Origin of the sequence: Streptomyces sp. NPDC085596 (assembly GCF_044541565.1) — a bacterium.
In the GTDB taxonomy this organism is placed as follows: domain Bacteria; phylum Actinomycetota; class Actinomycetes; order Streptomycetales; family Streptomycetaceae; genus Streptomyces.
In genome coordinates this window covers 118,292-136,146 of record NZ_JBITTC010000005.1, presented here as the reverse complement: position 1 = coordinate 136,146, position 17,855 = coordinate 118,292, and the positions used below count along the sequence as shown (strand labels likewise).

The window sequence follows — 17,855 nt, the reverse complement described above, 5'->3', positions numbered from 1 at the left end:
ACTCCGGACGGGTTACGTCCGCTCCACCAGCGTCAGCAGCGTCGCCTCCGGCGGGCACGCGAAGCGGACCGGGGTGTACCGGTTCGTGCCGCAGCCCGCCGAGACGTGCAGGTAGGAGGTGTTGCCGTCCGCCGTGTGCGTCGACAGACCCTTCACCCGGTCCGCGTCCAGGTCGCAGTTGGTGACCAGCGCGCCGTAGAAGGGGATGCAGAGCTGGCCCCCGTGGGTGTGCCCGGCGAGGACCAGCGGGTAGCCGTCCGCCGTGAAGGCGTCCAGGGTGCGCAGGTAGGGGGCGTGGACGACGCCCATCGAGAAGTCGTACGTCCCGGAGGGGCCGCCGGCCACGCGGGCGTAGCGGTCGCGCTTGATGTGGGGGTCGTCCAGGCCGGTCAGCTCGATGGAGACGCCCTCGACCTTCAGCACGCCCCGCTGGTTGGTCAGGTTCAGCCAGCCCGCGGTGTCGAAGCCGTCCCTGAGGTCCTCCCAGGGGTTGTGGATCACACCGACCGCGGGCGCGTTGCCGTTCAGGCCGTGCTTGCCGCTCGCCTTCTCCAGCAAGTACCGCGCGGGGTTGCGGAGTTTGGGGCCGTAGTAGTCGTTGGAGCCGAAGACGTACGCGCCGGGGAACTCCATCAGCGGGCCCAGCGCGTCCAGCGTCTCGGGGACGCCCTCGGGGTCCGAGAGGTTGTCACCGGTGTTGATCACGAAGTCGGGCCGCAGCCCGGCCAGCGACTGGAGCCAGCGCTGCTTCTTGCGCTGCCCGCCGACCATGTGGATGTCGGAGACCTGAAGCATCCGCAGCGGGCGCATGCCCGGCGGAAGGACCGGCACGGTCACTCGTCGAAGGCGGAAGGAGCGGACCTCGAAGCCCGCCGCGTACGCCACTCCGGCGGCGCCGGCCGCCATGATTCCCAGGGGTACTCCGTATCGCGCGCGCATACGCCCATCGTGTCAGACCCCGGCGTGGCGCCAAGAGCGGGCGCCCCTTTAATCAGGGGGCGTTCGGCCGTACGCACCTGCGACAATCGGTCCATGACCACCACGCTCAAGGCGAAGCTCCACGACGACCTCAACGCCGCGATCCGCGAGCGCGACGAGCTGCGCTCCGCGACGCTCCGGCTGACCCTCTCCGCGATCACCAAGGAGGAGGTCGCGGGCAAGGAGAAGCGCGAGCTGTCCGACGACGAGGTCCTCAAGGTGATCACCAAGGAGGCCAAGAAGCGCCGCGAGGCCGCCGACGCCTTCGCCCAGGGTGGCCGTCCCGAGCAGGCCGAGCGGGAGAAGGCGGAGGGCAAGCTGCTCGCCACCTACCTGCCCAAGCAGCTCTCCGACGACGAGCTGACCGCGATCGTGGCCCAGGCCGTCGAGGAGGCGAAGGCGGGCGGGGCCGAGGGCCCGCGTGCCATGGGCGCCGTCATGAAGATCGTGAACCCCAAGGTGGCCGGGCAGGCCGACGGCGGCCGGGTCGCCGCGATCGTGAAGCAGCAGCTCCAGGGCTAGGCAGGACATGACAGTGGGGCCGCACCTTCGAAAGGTGCGGCCCCACTGTCGTACGGGACTCAGTTCCGGCGTCCGCCGTTCGTGTTCCCCTGCACCAGGTTCCCCGGCTTCGTCGGCTTCGGGTTCCCGGCACCCGGACGGCCGCCGTTGCCACCGTTGCCGCCGGTCAGCCCGCCGAAGAGGCCGCCGATCAGGCCGCCGCCCGGCGTCCCCTGGCGGCCGTCGTCGCCGTCACCGCGGCCGTTGCCCCCGCCGTCGCCCTTGTCCTGCTCGTCGGGGATGTCGATCGTGTTGAAGTCGGGCGCGTCCTTGCCCACGAGGGCGCCGGACATCGCGTCCCGCCAGATGGGGCCCGGCACGCCGCCACCGAAGACGAGGGGATGGAACGTGCCACCGATGGTGATGTTGCTCATCTGCACGTCCTGCCGGGCGCTGCCGACCCAGACGGCGCCGGACATGTTCGGGGTGTAGCCGACGAACCAGGCGTTCTTCCGCTCGTCCGTCGTACCCGTCTTGCCCGCGCTGTCCCGGTCGTTCAGGCCCGCCTCCTGGCCGGTACCGGAGTCGATCACGTCCCGGAGCAGGGTGTTGACCGTGTCCGCCGTCTTCTCGCTCATCGCCCGCGAACACGTCGACTTCGGCACCGGCAGCGACTTCTCCTCGTCACCGGCCTTCTCCGTGATCGACTCGATGGCGACCGGCGTGCAGTACATGCCGCGCGCGGCGAAGGTGGCGTACGCGTTGGCCATGGTCAGCGGGGACAGGCCGATGGCGCCGAGCGCGATGGCCGGCGTCTGCGGCAGCTTGGAGCCGTCGCCCTGCACCACGTGCAGCTTGTCGGCCATCTTGACCACCGGGCAGAGGCCGATGTCGGCGATGAGCTGCACGAAGTAGGTGTTGACCGACTTGGCCATCGCCTCCTTCATGCGGTACGGGCCCTTCTCGGACTCGTTCTCGTTCTCCGCCGTCTCCTTCTTGCGCTTGTTGTTGAGGTACGGGTTGGCGCCGCACCGCTGGATGGGGCTCGGATAGTTCATCTTGTACGGCGCGGAGTACGCCTGCGTCGGCGGCTTGCCGCCCTCGATCGCGGCCGCCGCCACGAACGGCTTGAACGTCGAACCCGTCGGGAATCCGAAGTTGGAGCCGCCCAGGTCCCGGTCGACCGAGAAGTTGTACTCGGTCTCGTCCTTGGCGTAGCCGAACGGCTTCGACTGGCCCATCGCCAGCACCTTGCCGTTGCCCGGCTGCACCAGGGTCGCGGCCGCCGCCACCGAGTCGGACTTGTAGACGTGGTCCTTCAGCGAGTCCTGCACCGACTTCTGCGCCTGCGGGTCCAGCGTCGTACGGATCGTCAGACCGCCCTTGTTCCAGAGCTTGGCGCGCTCCTCGCGGGACTTGCCGAAGACCGGGTCGGTGAGGAAGACGTTCTCGACGTACTTGCAGAAGAAAGCGGAGTCGCGGGTCGCGGTGATGCAGCCGTTCTTGGGACGGCTGACCCGCAGGCCCAGCGGCTCCTTGCCGGCGCGGTCGGCCTCGGCCTGGGAGATGTCGCCCAGCTCGGCCATGCGCTGGAGCACGGTGTTGCGCCGCTTGGTGGCCTCGGCCTCGTCGTTGACCGGGTCGTAGCGGCTCGGGGACTGCACGATGCCCGCCAGCAGGGCGGACTCCTGGAGGTTCAGGTCCTTGGCGTGCTTGGAGAAGTAGCGCTGGGCCGCGGCCTCGACGCCGTACGCCTGCTCGCCGAAGAAGGTGATGTTGAGGTAGTTCTCCAGGATCTTCTTCTTGCCGAGCTTCTCCTCGATCTGGATCGCGTACTTCAGCTCGCGGACCTTGCGGCCGAGGGTCTGCTGGGTGGCCTGGGCGACCTTGGTCGGGTCGTCGCCGGCCTCCTCGATGAAGTAGTTCTTCACCAGCTGCTGGGTGAGGGTGGACGCGCCCTGGGCGACGCCCCCGCTCTGCGCGTTCTTGTTCAGCGCGCGCAGCACGCCTTTGAGGTCGATGGCACCGTGCTGGTAGAAGCGCGAGTCCTCGATGGCGACGATGGACTTCTGCATGTAGGGCGAGATGTCCTTGAGCTCCACCACCGTGCGGTCACGGGAGTAGACGGTGGCCATCTGGTTGCCCCGGCTGTCCAGTATGGTCGTGCGCTGGCTGAGCTGGGGGCTCTTGAGGTTGGCCGGGATCTCGTCGAAGCCCTGCACCGAGCCCTTCGCGGCGAGGCCCAGCGCCCCGGCGGCCGGCAGTGCGATGCCCGCCATCACCGCCCCCGCGAGCACGCTGACACCGAGGAACTTGGCAGCCTGCTGCGTGACCGACAGACCACCGCCCGAGCGCTTCTTTGGCATGGGGGCAGCCTAATCCGTGGTGATAAGCGTTCCGGGGGAGCGACGGGCCCTCGGGCGGTTCGGGTGCAGGATCGTGACGTCCGGTCGGGTGGCGGGGCACCTCCGCGATACGGCCTTTCGGATGCGCCGGAGCATGCCGGAGGGGGCCGGGCGCGTCATGGCGCGGCAAAGCGGGGGCTCAGTTGTCATTCGCCGGACACACGCACAGGCATTGGCCTAAGCTGCTCTCAACTGTCACAGCGGCGGGGCCATGTAGCAATACGTCCGGCGACCCCGAATCGTTCCGGAGTACCCCGGCTCTCCCGGTGGGGACGTGTCCGAAACCGCCTCGTGTGTCACCCGGCGCCCCATGTGCCGCATCACAACCGTCCCGCTTTGCCGGGATGATCACGCAAGTCGCCAGCTCACTCCTCCGGGTGATCTGCCGCTTACCCATAGTCCGTTCGGGCCATTCAAGATTGGGCCCGAAGGGGGTGTTGCGCTGTCCGCGCCTTCCGTAACGTCCTCAACTGGCGGCGGTGAATATGCCGCTGCCGCCGTGGGGGAGCCTCGATTCGGGAGAGGACGGCGCCGGTATGGGCTGGGTTACCGACTGGAGTGCGCAGGCCGCCTGCCGCACTACCGATCCGGATGAACTGTTCGTGCAGGGAGCAGCGCAGAACAGGGCCAAGGCGGTGTGCACCGGTTGCCCGGTACGCACCGAGTGCCTGGCCGATGCGCTGGACAACCGCGTCGAGTTCGGCGTGTGGGGAGGCATGACGGAGCGCGAGCGCCGGGCACTGCTGCGCCGGCGGCCCACCGTGAGCTCCTGGCGGCGGCTGCTGGAGACCGCCCGCTCGGAGTACGAGCGCGGCACCGGCATCGTGCCCCTCGACGACGACGAGGTGTACGAGAACTACGCGGCCGTCAGCTGAGGGCTTCGCCTCCGGCATAGACCGGGGGCACCGAGGTCCGACGCGGGCCGGGTACGCCTGCGGCACGGCGATGCCGCGGGGGAGCCGGGCGCTGTGCGCGCCCGCCCGTGCTGCCGCACGCGGGGGCGCGCGGCATGCCCGTAAGCGCTCGGGACCGCTACGACAGTTCCGTGTGCCCAGCCGCCAGGCGGTCGCCGATGTCGCGCAGGCCCGTGAGGTCGTGCACATCGCCGGGGAGCGCGGGCACTTCCACGATGGCCACCTCGGGGTGGTCGCTGATGAAACGGTCCCGCGTGTGCTGTTCGCGCGCGAGCAGCCGCATGCGCTCGGCGTGCAGCCGCAGCAGACCCGCGGTCAGTTCGTCCACGGGCCGGTCCGGGGCCGGGGCGGGGGAGCCGTCCTCGGAAGCCGGAGAGGTGTCGGAGAGCGAGGCGGAATCTGAACTTCCGTCCGTTTCAGGGGAGTTACGAACGTCAGCCTTCCCGTCCTCCTGATCCACAATGCCGGGCTCGGCAAGATTTTCCGCGGCGGTGAGCGCCCGCTCGGCCGACAGCCGGGTGGCGCCGCTGCCGTGGACACGGTTGAGCACCAGGCCGACCAGCGGCATCTTCTCCGCGGCCAGCCGCTCCACGAAGTACGCGGCCTCGCGCAGCGCGTCCCGCTCCGGCACCGCCACCACCAGGAACGCCGTCCCGGGCGCCTGCAACAGCTTGAAGGTGGCGTCCGCGCGGGTGCGGAAGCCGCCGAAGGTGGTGTCCATCGCGGAGACGAACGTCTGCGCGTCCTTGAGCAGCTGTCCGCCCAGCAGCTTGCCCAGGGTGCCGGTCATCATCGACATCCCGACGTTCAGGAACGCCATCCCCGCGCGGCCGCCCAGTTTCGCGGGCGCGGTCAGCACCCGGATCAGCTTGCCGTCCAGGAACGAGCCGAGCCGCTTCGGCGCGTCGAGGAAGTCCAGCGCGGAGCGGGACGGCGGGGTGTCGACGATGATCAGGTCCCACTCGTCCTTGGCCCGCAGCTGGCCGAGCTTCTCCATCGCCATGTACTCCTGCGTGCCCGCGAAGCCGCCGGAGACCGTCTGGTAGAAGGGGTTCGCCAGGATCTGGGCCGCCCGCTCGGGGTCCGCGTGCGTCTCCACGACCTCGTCGAAGGTGCGCTTCATGTCGAGCATCATGGCGTGCAGTTCGCCGGCCTCGGCGCTCTCGCCGGGGGCCTCGGCGCGGCGGTCCTCGGTGCCCTTGACCCGGCGCGGCACGTTGTCGAGGGAGTCGATGCCCATCGACTGGGCCAGCCGCTTGGCCGGGTCGATGGTGAGGACGACCACCTTGCGGCCCCGCTCGGCGGCCCGGAGGGCGAGCGCGGCGGCCGTGGTCGTCTTGCCGACGCCGCCGGAGCCGCAGCACACCACGATCCGGGTCTCCGGGTCGTCCAGCAGCGCGTCCACGTGCAGTGTCCGTGCCGGGGACAGGCCGGAGCGCGCGTCCGGGTCGGCGGCGGTCTGCGGGTCCGGACTCATGACAACCCCTGCTTCCGCAACTCGGTGGCCAGTTCGTTGAGGCCCGCCAGGTCCATGTCCTCGGCGAGCAACGGCAGCTCGTCCACCGGCAGGCCCAGCTCGTCGAGGACCGCGCGCTGCTCCTGCTCCAGCGCGTGCCGCTCGGCGTACTCGGCGGCCTGCGTCAGCAGCGGGTCGACCAGCCGCTCGGCGTGCCCGCCGCGGCGTGCTCCGCCCAGGCCCGCCGAGGACAGCGCGCGGGCGACGGCGGTGTGCGGGACGGTGCGGGCCAGCTCCAGCTCGGCCGCGTCCAGCAGCTCGGGGCGGACCATGTTCACGATGACGCGGCCCACCGGCAGCCCCGCCGCGCGCAGTTCACAGATGCCGTCGGCGGTCTCCTGGACCGGCATCTCCTCCAGCAGCGTGACGAGGTGCACGGCCGTCTCCGGGGACTTCAGCACCCGCATCACGGCCTGCGCCTGATTGTGTATCGGGCCGATCTTGGCGAGGCCGGCCATCTCGTCGTTGACGTTCAGGAAGCGGGTGATGCGGCCGGTGGGGGGCGCGTCCATCACGACGTGGTCGTAGAGGAACTCGCCGTTCTTGTCCTTGCGGCGCACCGCCTCGCACGCCTTGCCGGTCAGCAGGACGTCCCGCAGTCCCGGCGCGATGGTGGTCGCGAAGTCTATGGCGCCGAGTTTTCTCAGCGCGCGGCCCGCGCTGCCGAGTTTGTAGAACATCTGGAGATAGTCCAGAAGGGCCTGTTCGGCATCGATGGCGAGGGCATACAGCTCACCTCCTCCGGGAGCGGTGGCGATCTTCCGCTCCTCGTAGGGCAACGCCTCGGTCTCGAAGAGCTGTGCGATGCCTTGCCGGCCCTCGACCTCGATGAGAAGCGTCCGCTTCCCCTCGGTGGCGAGGGCCAGCGCTAGGGCGGCGGCGACCGTCGTCTTTCCGGTCCCGCCCTTGCCGCTGACGACCTGGAGCCTGCTCACGTCTTCGAGCCTAACCAGTCCGGGCGACACTCACGCGGGAGGCTGTGGATAACAGCGACTACAGTCGGCCCATGACCAAGTGGGAATACTCAACTGTGCCGCTGCTCGTCCACGCCACGAAGCAGATCCTGGACAACTGGGGCGAGGACGGCTGGGAGCTCGTCCAGGTCGTGCCGGGGCCCAACCCCGAGCAGCTCGTCGCCTACCTGAAGCGCGAGAAGCAGGCGTGAGCGCGGTCGAGGCCCGGCTCGCCGACCTCGGCCTCACGCTGCCGGAGGTCGTGCCGCCGCTGGCCGCCTACCAGCCCGCCGTGCGGTCCGGGGACCACGTCTACACCGCGGGCCAGCTCCCGATGGTGGACGGACAGCTTCCGGTCACCGGCAAGGTCGGTGCCGAGGTCACGGCCGAGGAGGCCAAGGGCCTGGCCCGGATCTGCGCGCTGAACGCGCTGGCCGCCGTCAAGTCCGTCACCGGCGACCTGGACAAGATCGCCCGCGTCGTGAAGGTCACCGGCTTCGTCGCCTCCGCCGCCGACTTCACCGGCCAGCCCGGCGTCCTCAACGGCGCCAGCGAGCTGCTCGGCGAGGTCCTCGGCGACAAGGGCGTGCACGCCCGCAGCGCGGTGGGTGTCGCGGTGCTCCCGCTGGACGCGCCGGTCGAGGTCGAGATCCTGGTCGAGCTGGTCCCGTAGCCCGCCCGGCCATGGGCCCGGCACCTCTCGAACATCTGCCCTGTTCGGGATAGCCTCCGCCCATGGCGAACGGTCAGTGGTACCCCCCGGAGTGGCCCGACCGCATCCGCGCCCTGGCGGACGGCACGCTCACTCCCGTCGTCCCCAAGCGGGCGGCGACCGTGCTGCTGCTCAAGAACACCCCGGCCGGTCCGGCCGTCCACATGCTGCGCAGACGCGCCTCCATGGCCTTCGCCGGAGGCGCGTACGCGTATCCGGGCGGCGGTGTCGACCCGCGCGACGACGACCACCACGTCCGCTGGGCGGGCCCCACGCGCGCGTGGTGGGCGGACCGGCTGGGCATGGACAAGGGCGACGAACTGGGCGCCCAGGCGATCGTCTGCGCGGCCGTGCGCGAGACCTACGAGGAGGCCGGCGTCCTGCTCGCCGGGACCGGCCCCGACTCGGTCGTCGGCGACACCAGCGGCGACGACTGGGAGGCCGACCGCGCCGCCCTGGTCGCGCACGAGCTGTCCTTCGCGGAGTTCCTGGACCGCAGGGGGCTGGTGCTGCGCTCCGACCTGCTGGGGGCGTGGACCCGCTGGATCACCCCCGAGTTCGAGTCCCGGCGCTACGACACGTGGTTCTTCGTCGCCGCCCTGCCCGAGGGCCAGCACACCCGCGATCTGTCCACCGAGGCCGACCGCACGGTGTGGACACGGCCCGCCGAGGCCGCCGCCGGGTACGACCGGGGCGAGCTGCTGATGATGCCGCCCACCATCGCCACCCTGCGCCAGCTGCTGCCCTACGGCACGGCCGCCGACGCCCTCGCCGCGGCGCCGGAGCGCGATCTCACCCCGGTGCTCGCCCGGGCCCGGCTGCTCGACGGCCGGGTGGAGCTGAGCTGGCCGGGGCACGAGGAGTTCACCAAGCACGTCCCGGCCGCTCCGGGCCCGCGGGGAGGTACGGCATGACGGACGCCGCGGCCCTGCCCGGCCAGCCCCGCGACGTGGTCCGCTCGGGCCCGGCGACCGAGCGCGCGGTCAACGTGCTCGCGCCCAACGCCTCACCCATGACCCTGGACGGCACCAACACCTGGATCGTCGCCGAACCGGACTCCGACCTGGCCGTGGTCATCGACCCCGGCCCGCTGGACGACGGCCACCTCCGCGAGGTCGTCGACACCGCCGAGAAGGCGGGCAAGCGGATAGCGCTCACCCTGCTCACCCACGGCCACGCCGACCACGCCGAGGGCGCCTCCCGGTTCGCCGAGATCACCGGCACGCGCGTGCGTGCGCTCGATCCGGCGCTGCGGCTGGGGGACGAGGGGCTGGGCGCCGGTGAGGTGATCACGGTCGGCGGTCTCGAACTGCGGGTCGTGCCCACCCCCGGCCACACCGCCGACTCCCTGAGCTTCCACCTCCCGGCCGACCGCGCGGTGCTCACCGGCGACACCATCCTCGGGCGCGGCACGACCATGGTCGCCCACCCCGACGGCCGCCTCGGCGAGTACCTGGCCTCCCTGCGCCGGCTGCGCTCGCTGACCGTGGACGACGGCGTGCACACCGTCCTGCCCGGCCACGGCCCGGTACTGGACGACGCCCAGGGCGCCGTCGAGTTCTACCTCGCCCACCGCGCCAACCGCCTCGCCCAGGTCGAGACGGCCGTCGAGAACGGCCACCGCACGGCCGAGGCCGTCGTGGCCCACGTGTACGCCGACGTCGACCGCTCCCTGTGGCCGGCGGCGGAACTGTCGGTACGGGCCCAGCTGGACTATCTGGGCGAGCACGGGCTGATCTAGGGGCAGGGGTCCCGCGTGCCCTTCACGCCGTGCACGCGCGCGTACTCCTCCGCCAGCCACGGCCCCAGGTCGTCCACGTAGCCGCGCAGGATCGCGGGGTCTCCGACGGGCTCGCGGCCGTAGCGGGCCGCCACGCGCATCGGGGCGGCCCGGCGCGGGTGGTAGGCGCCGAAGACCTCCGCCATCTCGTCCAGGTTGCTCGTCCAGCCGTTCCAGCGGGGCATCACCAGGGTGAAGCCGGTGCGCACCAGGTGCCGGGACATGAACCGGACCAGCGGACGCCGGGCCTCCTCGGTGTCGGCGGCGCCCGCGATCCGCTCACGCCAGCGCGGGAGCAGCCGGGCCAGGTCGCCGTTGGTCTCGCGGGCGAGCAGGGAGGTGGGCCGGTAGCGGGGCAGCCGGCCGGCGAGGTCGTCCCCGAGCAGCGGGGTGCACAGGCAGGCCAGGAACCAGCCCAGGTCGTGCCGCTCCGCCTCGCTCAGCAGCCGGGCCTCGCTGTACAGCAGCGGGCCCACGCCGTCGATCTGCGGGAACTCCCGGTCCAGGGCCGCGCCGAGGGCCGCCATGGCGGCCCGGTCGGCGTCGGTCGGCCCGGTGCGCAGCGCGACCAGCAGGTCCAGGTCGCTGCGCCCCACGCGGGCGGTGCCGCGCGGGATCGACCCGTAGAGGTAGCCGCTGTGCAGCCGCGCCCCGAACGTCTCCGCCAGCCTGTCCCGCGCGGCGGCCACGACGGGACGGAACGCGTCCTGCACGCGCGCGAGGGAGCCTTCACGGGCGATGAACCCCTCGGCGTCGAGGCCGTGGGGGACCGGCGGTCCTGACATGCGGACACTGTGCACCGCCGGGGGGCGGCGGTGCAGGTCAATTACGAGCGCCAGGGCCTTGCCCGGCACCGGTCGGCATCAATTGAGCCCGTCCGGCGATCGAGGACGAGGCCCCTCGGGGCCGACGAGCGGTCGCCCGGTCGGGACCAGCGTCAGCGCGACCGCTTCGCCAGGCGCTCGACGTCCAGCAGGATCACCGCGCGGGCCTCCAGGCGGAGCCAGCCGCGCTGGGCGAAGTCGGCGAGCGCCTTGTTGACCGTCTCGCGGGAGGCGCCGACCAGCTGGGCCAGCTCCTCCTGAGTGAGGTCGTGCACCACGTGGATGCCCTCCTCGGACTGCACGCCGAAGCGGCGGGACAGGTCCAGCAGGGCGCGGGCGACACGGCCGGGCACATCGGAGAAGACCAGGTCGGACATGGCGTCGTTGGTCTTGCGCAGCCGGCGGGCGACGGCACGCAGCAGCGCGCCGGCGACCTCGGGGCGGACGTTCAGCCAGGGCTGGAGGTCGCCGTGGCCGAGGCCGAGCAGCTTGACCTCGGTCAGCGCGGTCGCGGTGGCCGTACGCGGGCCGGGGTCGAACAGCGACAGCTCACCGATCAGCTCGCTGGGACCGACCACGGCCAGCATGTTCTCCCGCCCGTCGGGGGAGGTGCGGTGCAGCTTGACCTTGCCCTCGGTGACGACGTACAGCCGGTCGCCGGGGTCGCCCTCGTGGAACAGGGAGTCGCCACGGGCGAGGGTCACCTCGCTCATGGAGGCGCGCAGCTCCGCGGACTGCTCGTCGTCAAGAGCCGCGAAGAGCGGGTTGCGCCGCAGAACGTCGTCCACGAGTTCTCTCCTTGTCGAGCTGCTCAGGGGATGTTCCTCCCCAGCGTGCCAGGGGACCGTGTTCCCCGTTTTACCGGACGGTCCAAACAGTGTGATCTGTCACAAGGATGCCGCACAGGTGTCCCGAGGTAAGCGGCAGGGGTCCAATCGGGGGCCGATCTTCCAGGTCCGGAGCGGATGTCGGTGCCGGGCTCTAGGCTGGCCGGGTGTCCAAATCGCCGGTGAGAGCACAGGCCGAGGGGGCTGGGCGGGTGGTTGCACGACGTGATTCCGCCGTGGGCGAACAGGATTCCGATGGAAGTGGCAAAAAGGTGAAATCCATAAAAAAGGCCCCGGCGAAGAAAGCGCCCGCGAAAGCGTCCGGCACGGCCGCGACCCCGACCGGTGAATCCCGCACCGCGCTGGTCCGCCGCGCCCGCCGTATCAACCGCGAACTCGCCGAGATCTATCCGTACGCCCACCCCGAGCTGGACTTCGAGAACCCCTTCCAGCTCGTGGTCGCCACGGTCCTGTCGGCCCAGACCACCGACCTGCGCGTCAACCAGACCACCCCGGCGCTGTTCGCCAAGTACCCCACCCCGGAGGACCTCGCGGCGGCCGACCCCGCCGAGGTGGAGGAGATCCTGCGCCCCTGCGGCTTCTTCCGGGCCAAGACGCGCTCCGTCATAGGGCTGTCCAAGGCGCTCGTGGAGGACTTCGGCGGTGAGGTCCCCGGCCGGCTGGAGGACCTGGTCAAGCTGCCCGGCGTCGGCCGCAAGACCGCGTTCGTGGTCCTCGGCAACGCCTTCGGCAGGCCCGGCATCACCGTGGACACCCACTTCCAGCGGCTGGTGCGGCGCTGGAAGTGGACCGAGGAGACCGAGCCCGACAAGATCGAGGCCGCGGTCGGCGCGCTCTTCCCCAAGAAGGACTGGACCGACCTCTCGCACCACGTCATCTGGCACGGCCGCCGCATCTGCCACGCCCGCAAGCCCGCCTGCGGCGCCTGCCCCATCGCCCCGCTCTGCCCGTCGTACGGCGAGGGCGAGACCGACCCGGAGAAGGCCCGGGGGCTCCTCAAGTACGAGAAGGGCGGCTTCCCCGGCCAGCGGCTCAACCCCCCGCAGTCCTATCTGGACGCGGGCGGCATCGCGGCCCCGCCGCTGGGGGCCGGATGACGGAACGATCTCGGGGCACGCGGGCGTTGGACACGGCAGCAGGGGGGGTGGCATGACGTACACGCGTGACACGCACGAGAGTCCGGTGGCGCTGCGCAGGGAGGGGCTGCCGGGCTGGCTGGAGCCGGTGGCGCGGGCCGCCGAGACGGTCCAGCCGCTCCAGCTCAGCCGCTTCCTGCCGCCGGAGGACGGCGGTGGCCGCCAGTCGGCGGTGCTGATCCTGTTCGGCGAGGGCGAGCGCGGCCCCGAGCTGCTGCTGATGGAGCGCTCCGGCTCGCTGCGCTCCCACGCGGGCCAGCCCTCCTTCCCCGGCGGCGCCCTCGACGCCGTGGACGGCGACCCCCAGACCGACGGCCCGCTGCGGGCGGCGCTGCGCGAGGCGGAGGAGGAGACCGGGCTCGACCCGGCCGGCGTCCAGCTCTTCGGTGTGCTGCCCGCCCTCTACATCCCGGTCAGCGAGTTCGTCGTCACCCCCGTCCTCGGCTGGTGGCGCGAGCCCAGCCCGGTCGGTGTCGTCGACCCGGGCGAGACCGCCCGTGTCTTCACCGTCCCCGTGGCGGATCTCACGGACCCGGCCAACCGCGCCACCACCGTGCACCCCAGCGGCTACCGGGGCCCGGCATTCCTGGTCGAATCGGCCCTGGTGTGGGGGTTCACGGCCGGTGTCATCGACCGGCTGCTGCACTACGCGGGCTGGGAACGCCCGTGGGACAGAACCCGGCAGGTCCCGCTCGACCGGTGGTCGTGACAGGGTGTCGTGCGTGTTCCTTACCGCGGAGAAAGTCGATGGGCGGGGCCTGAAGCGTTGAACGTGCTGGACATTCTGCTGCTGCTGGCCGCCGTGTGGTTCGCGGTCGTGGGCTACCGCCAGGGCTTCGTCGTCGGCATCCTGTCGGTGATCGGCTTCCTCGGCGGCGGCCTGCTCGCCGTCTACACGCTGCCCCTGGCCTGGGACGCCGTGACCGAAGACGCGGAGGTCAGTACCGCGGCCGCCGTCGTGGCGGTCATCGTCGTCGTCGTCATCGCCTCCGTCGGGCAGGCCCTCACCACCCACCTGGGCAACAAGCTGCGCCGCCACATCACCTGGTCACCGGCCCGCGCGCTGGACGCCACTGGCGGCGCCCTGGTCAACGTCGTCGCCATGCTGCTGGTCGCCTGGCTGATCGGCTCCGCCCTCGCCCAGACCACGCTGCCGACCCTGGGCCGGGAGGTCCGCGGCTCCAAGGTGCTGGTCGGGATGGACCAGGTGCTGCCCGCGCAGTCCAACACCTGGTTCAAGGACTTCACCTCGGTCCTCGCGCAGAACGGCTTCCCGCAGGTCTTCAGCCCGTTCTCCGACGAGCAGATCCGCGAGGTCCAGCCGCCCGACCCGGCCCTGGCGGGCAGCGCGGTGGCCACCAGGGCCCAGCGCTCCATCGTCAAGGTCACCGGCACCGCCCGCAGTTGCGGCAAGGTGCTGGAGGGCACCGGCTTCGTCTTCGGCGAGCGGCGCGTGATGACCAACGCGCACGTCGTCGGGGGCGTGGACGAACCCACCGTCCAGATAGGCGGCGAGGGCCGCAAGTACGACGCCACCGTGGTCCTCTACGACTGGCGGCGCGACATCGCCGTCCTGGACGTGCCGGACCTGAAGGCGCCCGTGCTGCGGTTCGCCGCCGAGGACGCCGACAGCGGGGACGGCGCGATCGTGGCCGGCTTCCCGGAGAACGGCGCGTACGACGTGCGCGCGGCGCGCGTGCGCGGGCGCATCACGGCCAACGGCCCGGACATCTACCACCGGGGCACGGTCGGCCGTGACGTGTACTCACTCTTCACCACCGTCCGTCAGGGCAACTCCGGCGGCCCGCTGCTGACCCCTCAGGGCAGGGTGTACGGCGTGGTGTTCGCCAAGTCGCTGGACGACGCCGAGACCGGTTACGCCCTCACCGCCGACGAGATCCGCCAGGACATCGCGCGGGGACGTACGGCGAACAGCCAAGTGGGTACCGACAACTGCGCCCTGTGACGGCCCACATGGGGCCGGGGCGGCGGGTCAGCGGTGTGATGGTGGCTCAGGCGCGCGTGGTGTGACGCAGGCGTACCGACACCCAGCGGGCCCGACGGCGCAGGATGCGCGGAATCCCCACTCTCGGGTCCGCTTCCGCGAGTTGCGGCGTTCCTCGTTGTGGCGAACTGGGCCCGGAGGCCGAGCGTCGTTCGCGGGGTGCGTCACCGTAGTCGTGCGTCCAGCCCATACCCCGACGTGTGCCCCCGCCCCAAGGTCGATAATCACGCCCGGGCCCCCCGATCGGCCTATGCGTCAGGCATGTGGCAGTTCAGGGGACAAGTGATCGGAAACGGTCAGGAAAAGGGACAGTCGGCGCATCCGAACGGTCATCGGTCGGGTTCGGGGTCCTTCAGCCAGCTGATCAGCTCGGTCGAGAACGCCACCGGGTCCTCCTCGTGCGGGAAGTGCCCGAGCCCGTCGAACAGCCGCCAGCGGTACGGCGCCTCCACGTACTCGCCCGAACCGGCCGCGCTGCGGGTCCGGGTGACGGGGTCCAGCGAGCCGTGCAGATGCAGGGTCGGCACCCGGACCGGCCGCTTCATCCGCCGGTTGAACTGGATGCCGTCCGGCCGGGCCAGCGAACGCACCAGCCAGCGGTACGGCTCGATCGAGCAGTGCGCCGTCGACGGAATGCACATCGCCCGCTGGTACGCCTCCACGTCCGCGTCCTCCGGCAGCCGGGGCCCGGACCAGTCCCGGATCAGCTCTCCCACCAGCGCGCCGTCGTCGGCGGTGAGCTGCCGCTCGGGAATCCACGGCCGCTGGAAACCCCAGATGTAGGAGCTGGCCGCCGTCTGCCGGGCGTCCCGCAGCATCGCCGCGCGCCAGCGCCGGGGGTGCGGCATGGACACCACGGCGAGCCGTCGCACCAGCTTGGGCCGCATCGCCGCCGCCGTCCACGCCAGGTAACCGCCCAGGTCGTGGCCGACCAGCGCGGCGTCCGGCTCGCCGAGCGAGCGGATCACCCCGGTGACGTCCAGCGCCAGGTTGGCGGGGTCGTACCCGCGCGGGGTGCGGTCGCTGCCGCCGACGCCCCGCAGATCCATGGCGACGGCCCGGTAGCCCGCGCCCGCCAGCGCGGACAGCTGGTACCGCCAGGTCCACCAGAACTGCGGGAAGCCGTGCAGCAGCAGCACCAGGGGGCCGTCGCCCAGTTCGGCGATGTGGAAACGCGCGCCGTTGGCGGCGACGTCCCGGTGCGTCACCTGCTCCCCGGAGGGCAGGTCGAGGCGTACGGCTGGTGCGGCGGCTGGTTCCGTCATGAGGACGAGCGTGCCACAGCCTTGCGCGCACGGTCCGCCACAGGCAGCTCGCGCGGGTGCGGCTTGGCCTTCTGGAGAACGCCCGCCGACTGCTTCATGGACGCGGCGACCTTCTGCGGGCCCTTGCTCTTCTTGGCCTTCTTGGCGAACGCCAGACCGATCAGGGCGAGCAGACCGGCCAGCAGCACATTGGCGGCGAAGGACAGCAGGAAGCAGACCGCGAGGTTCCAGTGGCTCCAGGTCCGGATGCCGTACGCCAGCGCGAAGTTGAGCATCGGCAGCGAGAACACCAGCACCGCGCCGGCGCCCGAGAAGGCCCCGCCGCTCGCCGCGCCGCGCTTCACGTCCCGCTTCAGCTGCGCCTTGGCCAGCGCGATCTCGTCGTGCACCAGCGCCGACATCTCGGTCGTCGCCGAGGCGACCAGCTGGCCGATGCTGTGTTCGGCGCCGACCGGCCTGCCGTCGGGTGCGCTCATCGCGTTCTCTCCCTCTGCTCTGTGTGCCGTCTTGTTTTGTACCGTCTCGTCAGATCATGCCGGACGACCGTTCTCCTCGCCTGCCCCGCCCGGCACTTCGGCACGCGCGTGGCGCGCGGCGCCGGACAGCTCGGCGGCGATACGCCGGTGCTCGGCGGCCTTCCCCTCGTGGATCCCGGCCATGCGCAGGTGGTACGCCGGGTCGTCCTGCTCATAGACGTCGGGGATGCCGTCCAGGTCCTCGTCTCGGTCCTCGTCCTCGCACAACCGCCGGTACTTGGCGTTGCGCATCCTCAGCAGCACGGTCGCACAGATGGCCGCGATCAGCGATCCGACGAGGACGGACGCCTTCACCTCGGCGATGAGCGCGGTGTCGCCGGCGAAGGCCAGCTCGCCGATGAGCAGGGAGACGGTGAAGCCGATCCCGGCGAGCGTGGCCACCGCGAAGACATCCGCCCAGGCCAGCCCCTCGCCCAGCGAGGCACGGGTGAAGCGCACGGTCAGCCAGGTCCCGCCGAAGACACCGACCGTCTTGCCGACGATCAGCCCGAGCACCACCCCGAGCGTCTCCGGCCCGGTGAACACCCGCGCCAGTGCCCCGCCGGACACCGGCACGCCCGCGCTGAACAGGGCGAACAGCGGTACCGCGAGCCCGGCCGACAGGGGCCGCACCAGATGCTCCAGCCGTTCACCCGGCGACCGCTCCTCACCCTCACGGGTGACGCAGCGGAGCATCAGGCCCATCGCCACACCGGCGATGGTCGCGTGCACGCCGCTGTTGTACATCAGCGCCCAGATCACCAGCGCCAGCGGCACGTACACGTACCAGCCGCGCACCCCCTTGCGCAGCAGCAGCCAGAACAGCGCCAGCGCGGCGACGGCGCCGCCGAGCGCGGCGAAGTCGATCCGGCCGGTGAAGAACACCGCGATGATCAGGATGGCGAAGAGGTCGTCGACCACGGCGAGGGTCAGCAGGAAGGCGCGCAGCGCGCTGGGCAGCGAGGTGCCGATGACGGCGAGGACGGCGAGCGCGAAGGCGATGTCGGTGGCGGTGGGCACCGCCCAGCCGGCCAGGGAGCCGCCGCCGGTGAGGTTGGTGAGCGTGTACACCAGCGCGGGTACGGCCATCCCGCACAGCGCGGCCACCACGGGCAGCACGGCCGCCTTGGGGTCACGCAGGTCCCCGGCGACCAGCTCGCGCTTCAGCTCGACCCCGGCGACGAAGAAGAACACCGCGAGCAGGCCGTCGGCCGCCCAGTGGGCGACGGAGAGGTCCAGGCCGAGGGCCGCGGGGCCGAGGTGGAAGTGGCTGACGGTTTCGTAGGCGTGGCTCAGCGCGGGAATGTTGGCCCAGATCAGCGCCGCGACGGCGGCGGCGAGCAGGAGGACACCGCCCACGGTCTCGGTGCGCAGCGCGTCCGCGACGGCGGTCCGCTCCGGCAGCGACAGGCGGTCGAATGCCTTGCGGGCGGCGTTGGGGGTGCGGGGCGCGGCCACGGTGGGACCTCCGGGTGGTGGGCAGGACGGATCGCTTGCCGACCA

19 protein-coding genes are annotated in these 17,855 nt (G+C 71.5%); 9 read left to right on the top strand and 10 right to left on the bottom strand.

What is annotated here, in order from left to right:
• Positions 1–12: 12 nt before the first annotated feature.
• The gene (locus ACIGA3_RS16700) at positions 13–939 is read right to left on the bottom strand and encodes a metallophosphoesterase (RefSeq protein ID WP_399715754.1); all 927 of its coding nucleotides are present in this window, start codon (positions 937–939) and stop codon (positions 13–15) included.
• Positions 940–1,032: 93 nt separating this feature from the next.
• Between ACIGA3_RS16700 and ACIGA3_RS16695 the strand changes: the two genes are divergently transcribed.
• Positions 1,033–1,500, top strand: a complete 468-nt coding sequence (locus ACIGA3_RS16695) for a GatB/YqeY domain-containing protein (protein WP_399715751.1) — start codon at positions 1,033–1,035, stop codon at positions 1,498–1,500.
• 59 nt (positions 1,501–1,559) lie between these two features.
• Here the strand turns inward: ACIGA3_RS16695 and ACIGA3_RS16690 are convergent, their stop codons facing one another.
• Positions 1,560–3,845, bottom strand: coding sequence for a transglycosylase domain-containing protein (locus tag ACIGA3_RS16690; RefSeq protein ID WP_399715748.1), 2,286 nt, complete (start codon positions 3,843–3,845; stop codon positions 1,560–1,562).
• Between the two features lie 575 nt (positions 3,846–4,420).
• Between ACIGA3_RS16690 and wblA the strand changes: the two genes are divergently transcribed.
• Positions 4,421–4,759: a transcriptional regulator WblA gene (gene wblA / locus ACIGA3_RS16685; protein WP_030811461.1), complete on the top strand. Its 339-nt coding sequence runs from the start codon at positions 4,421–4,423 to the stop codon at positions 4,757–4,759.
• A gap of 157 nt (positions 4,760–4,916) precedes the next feature.
• Here the strand turns inward: wblA and ACIGA3_RS16680 are convergent, their stop codons facing one another.
• Entirely contained in the window at positions 4,917–6,275 is a 1,359-nt protein-coding gene (locus ACIGA3_RS16680) for an ArsA family ATPase (protein WP_399715746.1), read from the bottom strand.
• Positions 6,272–7,249, bottom strand: a complete 978-nt coding sequence (locus ACIGA3_RS16675; RefSeq protein WP_399715743.1) for an ArsA family ATPase — start codon at positions 7,247–7,249, stop codon at positions 6,272–6,274. The genes ACIGA3_RS16680 and ACIGA3_RS16675 overlap by 4 nt, the downstream gene beginning before the upstream one ends.
• A gap of 71 nt (positions 7,250–7,320) precedes the next feature.
• Here ACIGA3_RS16675 and ACIGA3_RS16670 point away from each other — a divergent pair, with 71 nt between their 5' ends.
• The 4 genes from ACIGA3_RS16670 to ACIGA3_RS16655 all read left to right on the top strand — a co-directional run bounded on the left by ACIGA3_RS16670 (position 7,321) and on the right by ACIGA3_RS16655 (position 9,720).
• Complete coding sequence (locus ACIGA3_RS16670) at positions 7,321–7,479, top strand: DUF4177 domain-containing protein (RefSeq protein ID WP_018547934.1); 159 nt, start codon at positions 7,321–7,323, stop codon at positions 7,477–7,479.
• Positions 7,476–7,940: a RidA family protein gene (locus ACIGA3_RS16665; protein ID WP_399715740.1), complete on the top strand. Its 465-nt coding sequence runs from the start codon at positions 7,476–7,478 to the stop codon at positions 7,938–7,940. Before ACIGA3_RS16670 ends, ACIGA3_RS16665 begins: the two co-directional genes overlap by 4 nt.
• A 62-nt stretch (positions 7,941–8,002) precedes the next feature.
• Positions 8,003–8,893 (top strand): NUDIX hydrolase, encoded by an 891-nt coding sequence (locus tag ACIGA3_RS16660; protein WP_399715737.1) that lies wholly within the window; start codon positions 8,003–8,005, stop codon positions 8,891–8,893.
• Complete coding sequence (locus ACIGA3_RS16655) at positions 8,890–9,720, top strand: MBL fold metallo-hydrolase (RefSeq protein ID WP_399715734.1); 831 nt, start codon at positions 8,890–8,892, stop codon at positions 9,718–9,720. Before ACIGA3_RS16660 ends, ACIGA3_RS16655 begins: the two co-directional genes overlap by 4 nt.
• On the opposite strand, the gene ACIGA3_RS16650 is transcribed toward ACIGA3_RS16655, so the two are convergent.
• Positions 9,717–10,544, bottom strand: coding sequence for a nucleotidyltransferase (locus ACIGA3_RS16650; RefSeq protein ID WP_399715732.1), 828 nt, complete (start codon positions 10,542–10,544; stop codon positions 9,717–9,719). The two genes, ACIGA3_RS16655 and ACIGA3_RS16650, sit on opposite strands and share 4 nt — an antisense overlap.
• Before the next feature lie 152 nt (positions 10,545–10,696).
• A complete protein-coding gene (locus tag ACIGA3_RS16645) occupies positions 10,697–11,371 on the bottom strand; it encodes a Crp/Fnr family transcriptional regulator (RefSeq protein WP_030811441.1) in 675 nt (224 codons plus the stop codon).
• A gap of 311 nt (positions 11,372–11,682) precedes the next feature.
• Between ACIGA3_RS16645 and nth the strand changes: the two genes are divergently transcribed.
• The 3 genes from nth to ACIGA3_RS16630 are packed head-to-tail and all read left to right on the top strand — an operon-like array spanning position 11,683 to position 14,533.
• Complete coding sequence (nth, locus tag ACIGA3_RS16640) at positions 11,683–12,528, top strand: endonuclease III (protein ID WP_399715729.1); 846 nt, start codon at positions 11,683–11,685, stop codon at positions 12,526–12,528.
• Positions 12,529–12,580: 52 nt separating this feature from the next.
• On the top strand, positions 12,581–13,276 hold the full coding sequence (locus ACIGA3_RS16635; RefSeq protein ID WP_399715727.1) for an NUDIX hydrolase: 696 nt from the start codon (positions 12,581–12,583) through the stop codon (positions 13,274–13,276).
• A 57-nt stretch (positions 13,277–13,333) separates the two neighbouring features.
• A complete protein-coding gene (locus ACIGA3_RS16630) occupies positions 13,334–14,533 on the top strand; it encodes a MarP family serine protease (RefSeq protein WP_399715724.1) in 1,200 nt (399 codons plus the stop codon).
• A gap of 46 nt (positions 14,534–14,579) precedes the next feature.
• On the opposite strand, the gene ACIGA3_RS16625 is transcribed toward ACIGA3_RS16630, so the two are convergent.
• From ACIGA3_RS16625 to nhaA, 4 genes are all read right to left on the bottom strand, one after another.
• Complete coding sequence (locus tag ACIGA3_RS16625; RefSeq protein WP_399715721.1) at positions 14,580–14,762, bottom strand: hypothetical protein; 183 nt, start codon at positions 14,760–14,762, stop codon at positions 14,580–14,582.
• 139 nt (positions 14,763–14,901) lie between these two features.
• Entirely contained in the window at positions 14,902–15,837 is a 936-nt protein-coding gene (locus ACIGA3_RS16620; RefSeq protein ID WP_399715718.1) for an alpha/beta fold hydrolase, read from the bottom strand.
• Positions 15,834–16,313, bottom strand: coding sequence for a phage holin family protein (locus tag ACIGA3_RS16615; protein ID WP_399715716.1), 480 nt, complete (start codon positions 16,311–16,313; stop codon positions 15,834–15,836). The genes ACIGA3_RS16620 and ACIGA3_RS16615 overlap by 4 nt, the downstream gene beginning before the upstream one ends.
• Positions 16,314–16,367: 54 nt before the next feature.
• Positions 16,368–17,810 (bottom strand): Na+/H+ antiporter NhaA, encoded by a 1,443-nt coding sequence (nhaA, locus tag ACIGA3_RS16610; protein WP_399715714.1) that lies wholly within the window; start codon positions 17,808–17,810, stop codon positions 16,368–16,370.
• Positions 17,811–17,855: the final 45 nt, after the last annotated feature.

What these genes read in the sequence shown, in the direction of transcription:
- ACIGA3_RS16700 (WP_399715754.1), bottom strand. Translation starts at nt 939, where the DNA reads ATGCGCGCGCGATACGGAGTACCCCTGGGAATCATGGCGGCCGGCGCC.
- ACIGA3_RS16695 (WP_399715751.1), top strand. Translation starts at nt 1,033, where the DNA reads ATGACCACCACGCTCAAGGCGAAGCTCCACGACGACCTCAACGCCGCG.
- ACIGA3_RS16690 (WP_399715748.1), bottom strand. Translation starts at nt 3,845, where the DNA reads ATGCCAAAGAAGCGCTCGGGCGGTGGTCTGTCGGTCACGCAGCAGGCT.
- wblA (WP_030811461.1), top strand. Translation starts at nt 4,421, where the DNA reads ATGGGCTGGGTTACCGACTGGAGTGCGCAGGCCGCCTGCCGCACTACC.
- ACIGA3_RS16680 (WP_399715746.1), bottom strand. Translation starts at nt 6,275, where the DNA reads ATGAGTCCGGACCCGCAGACCGCCGCCGACCCGGACGCGCGCTCCGGC.
- ACIGA3_RS16670 (WP_018547934.1), top strand. Translation starts at nt 7,321, where the DNA reads ATGACCAAGTGGGAATACTCAACTGTGCCGCTGCTCGTCCACGCCACG.
- ACIGA3_RS16660 (WP_399715737.1), top strand. Translation starts at nt 8,003, where the DNA reads ATGGCGAACGGTCAGTGGTACCCCCCGGAGTGGCCCGACCGCATCCGC.
- ACIGA3_RS16655 (WP_399715734.1), top strand. Translation starts at nt 8,890, where the DNA reads ATGACGGACGCCGCGGCCCTGCCCGGCCAGCCCCGCGACGTGGTCCGC.
- ACIGA3_RS16650 (WP_399715732.1), bottom strand. Translation starts at nt 10,544, where the DNA reads ATGTCAGGACCGCCGGTCCCCCACGGCCTCGACGCCGAGGGGTTCATC.
- ACIGA3_RS16635 (WP_399715727.1), top strand. Translation starts at nt 12,581, where the DNA reads ATGACGTACACGCGTGACACGCACGAGAGTCCGGTGGCGCTGCGCAGG.
- ACIGA3_RS16625 (WP_399715721.1), bottom strand. Translation starts at nt 14,762, where the DNA reads ATGGGCTGGACGCACGACTACGGTGACGCACCCCGCGAACGACGCTCG.
- ACIGA3_RS16620 (WP_399715718.1), bottom strand. Translation starts at nt 15,837, where the DNA reads ATGACGGAACCAGCCGCCGCACCAGCCGTACGCCTCGACCTGCCCTCC.
- ACIGA3_RS16615 (WP_399715716.1), bottom strand. Translation starts at nt 16,313, where the DNA reads ATGAGCGCACCCGACGGCAGGCCGGTCGGCGCCGAACACAGCATCGGC.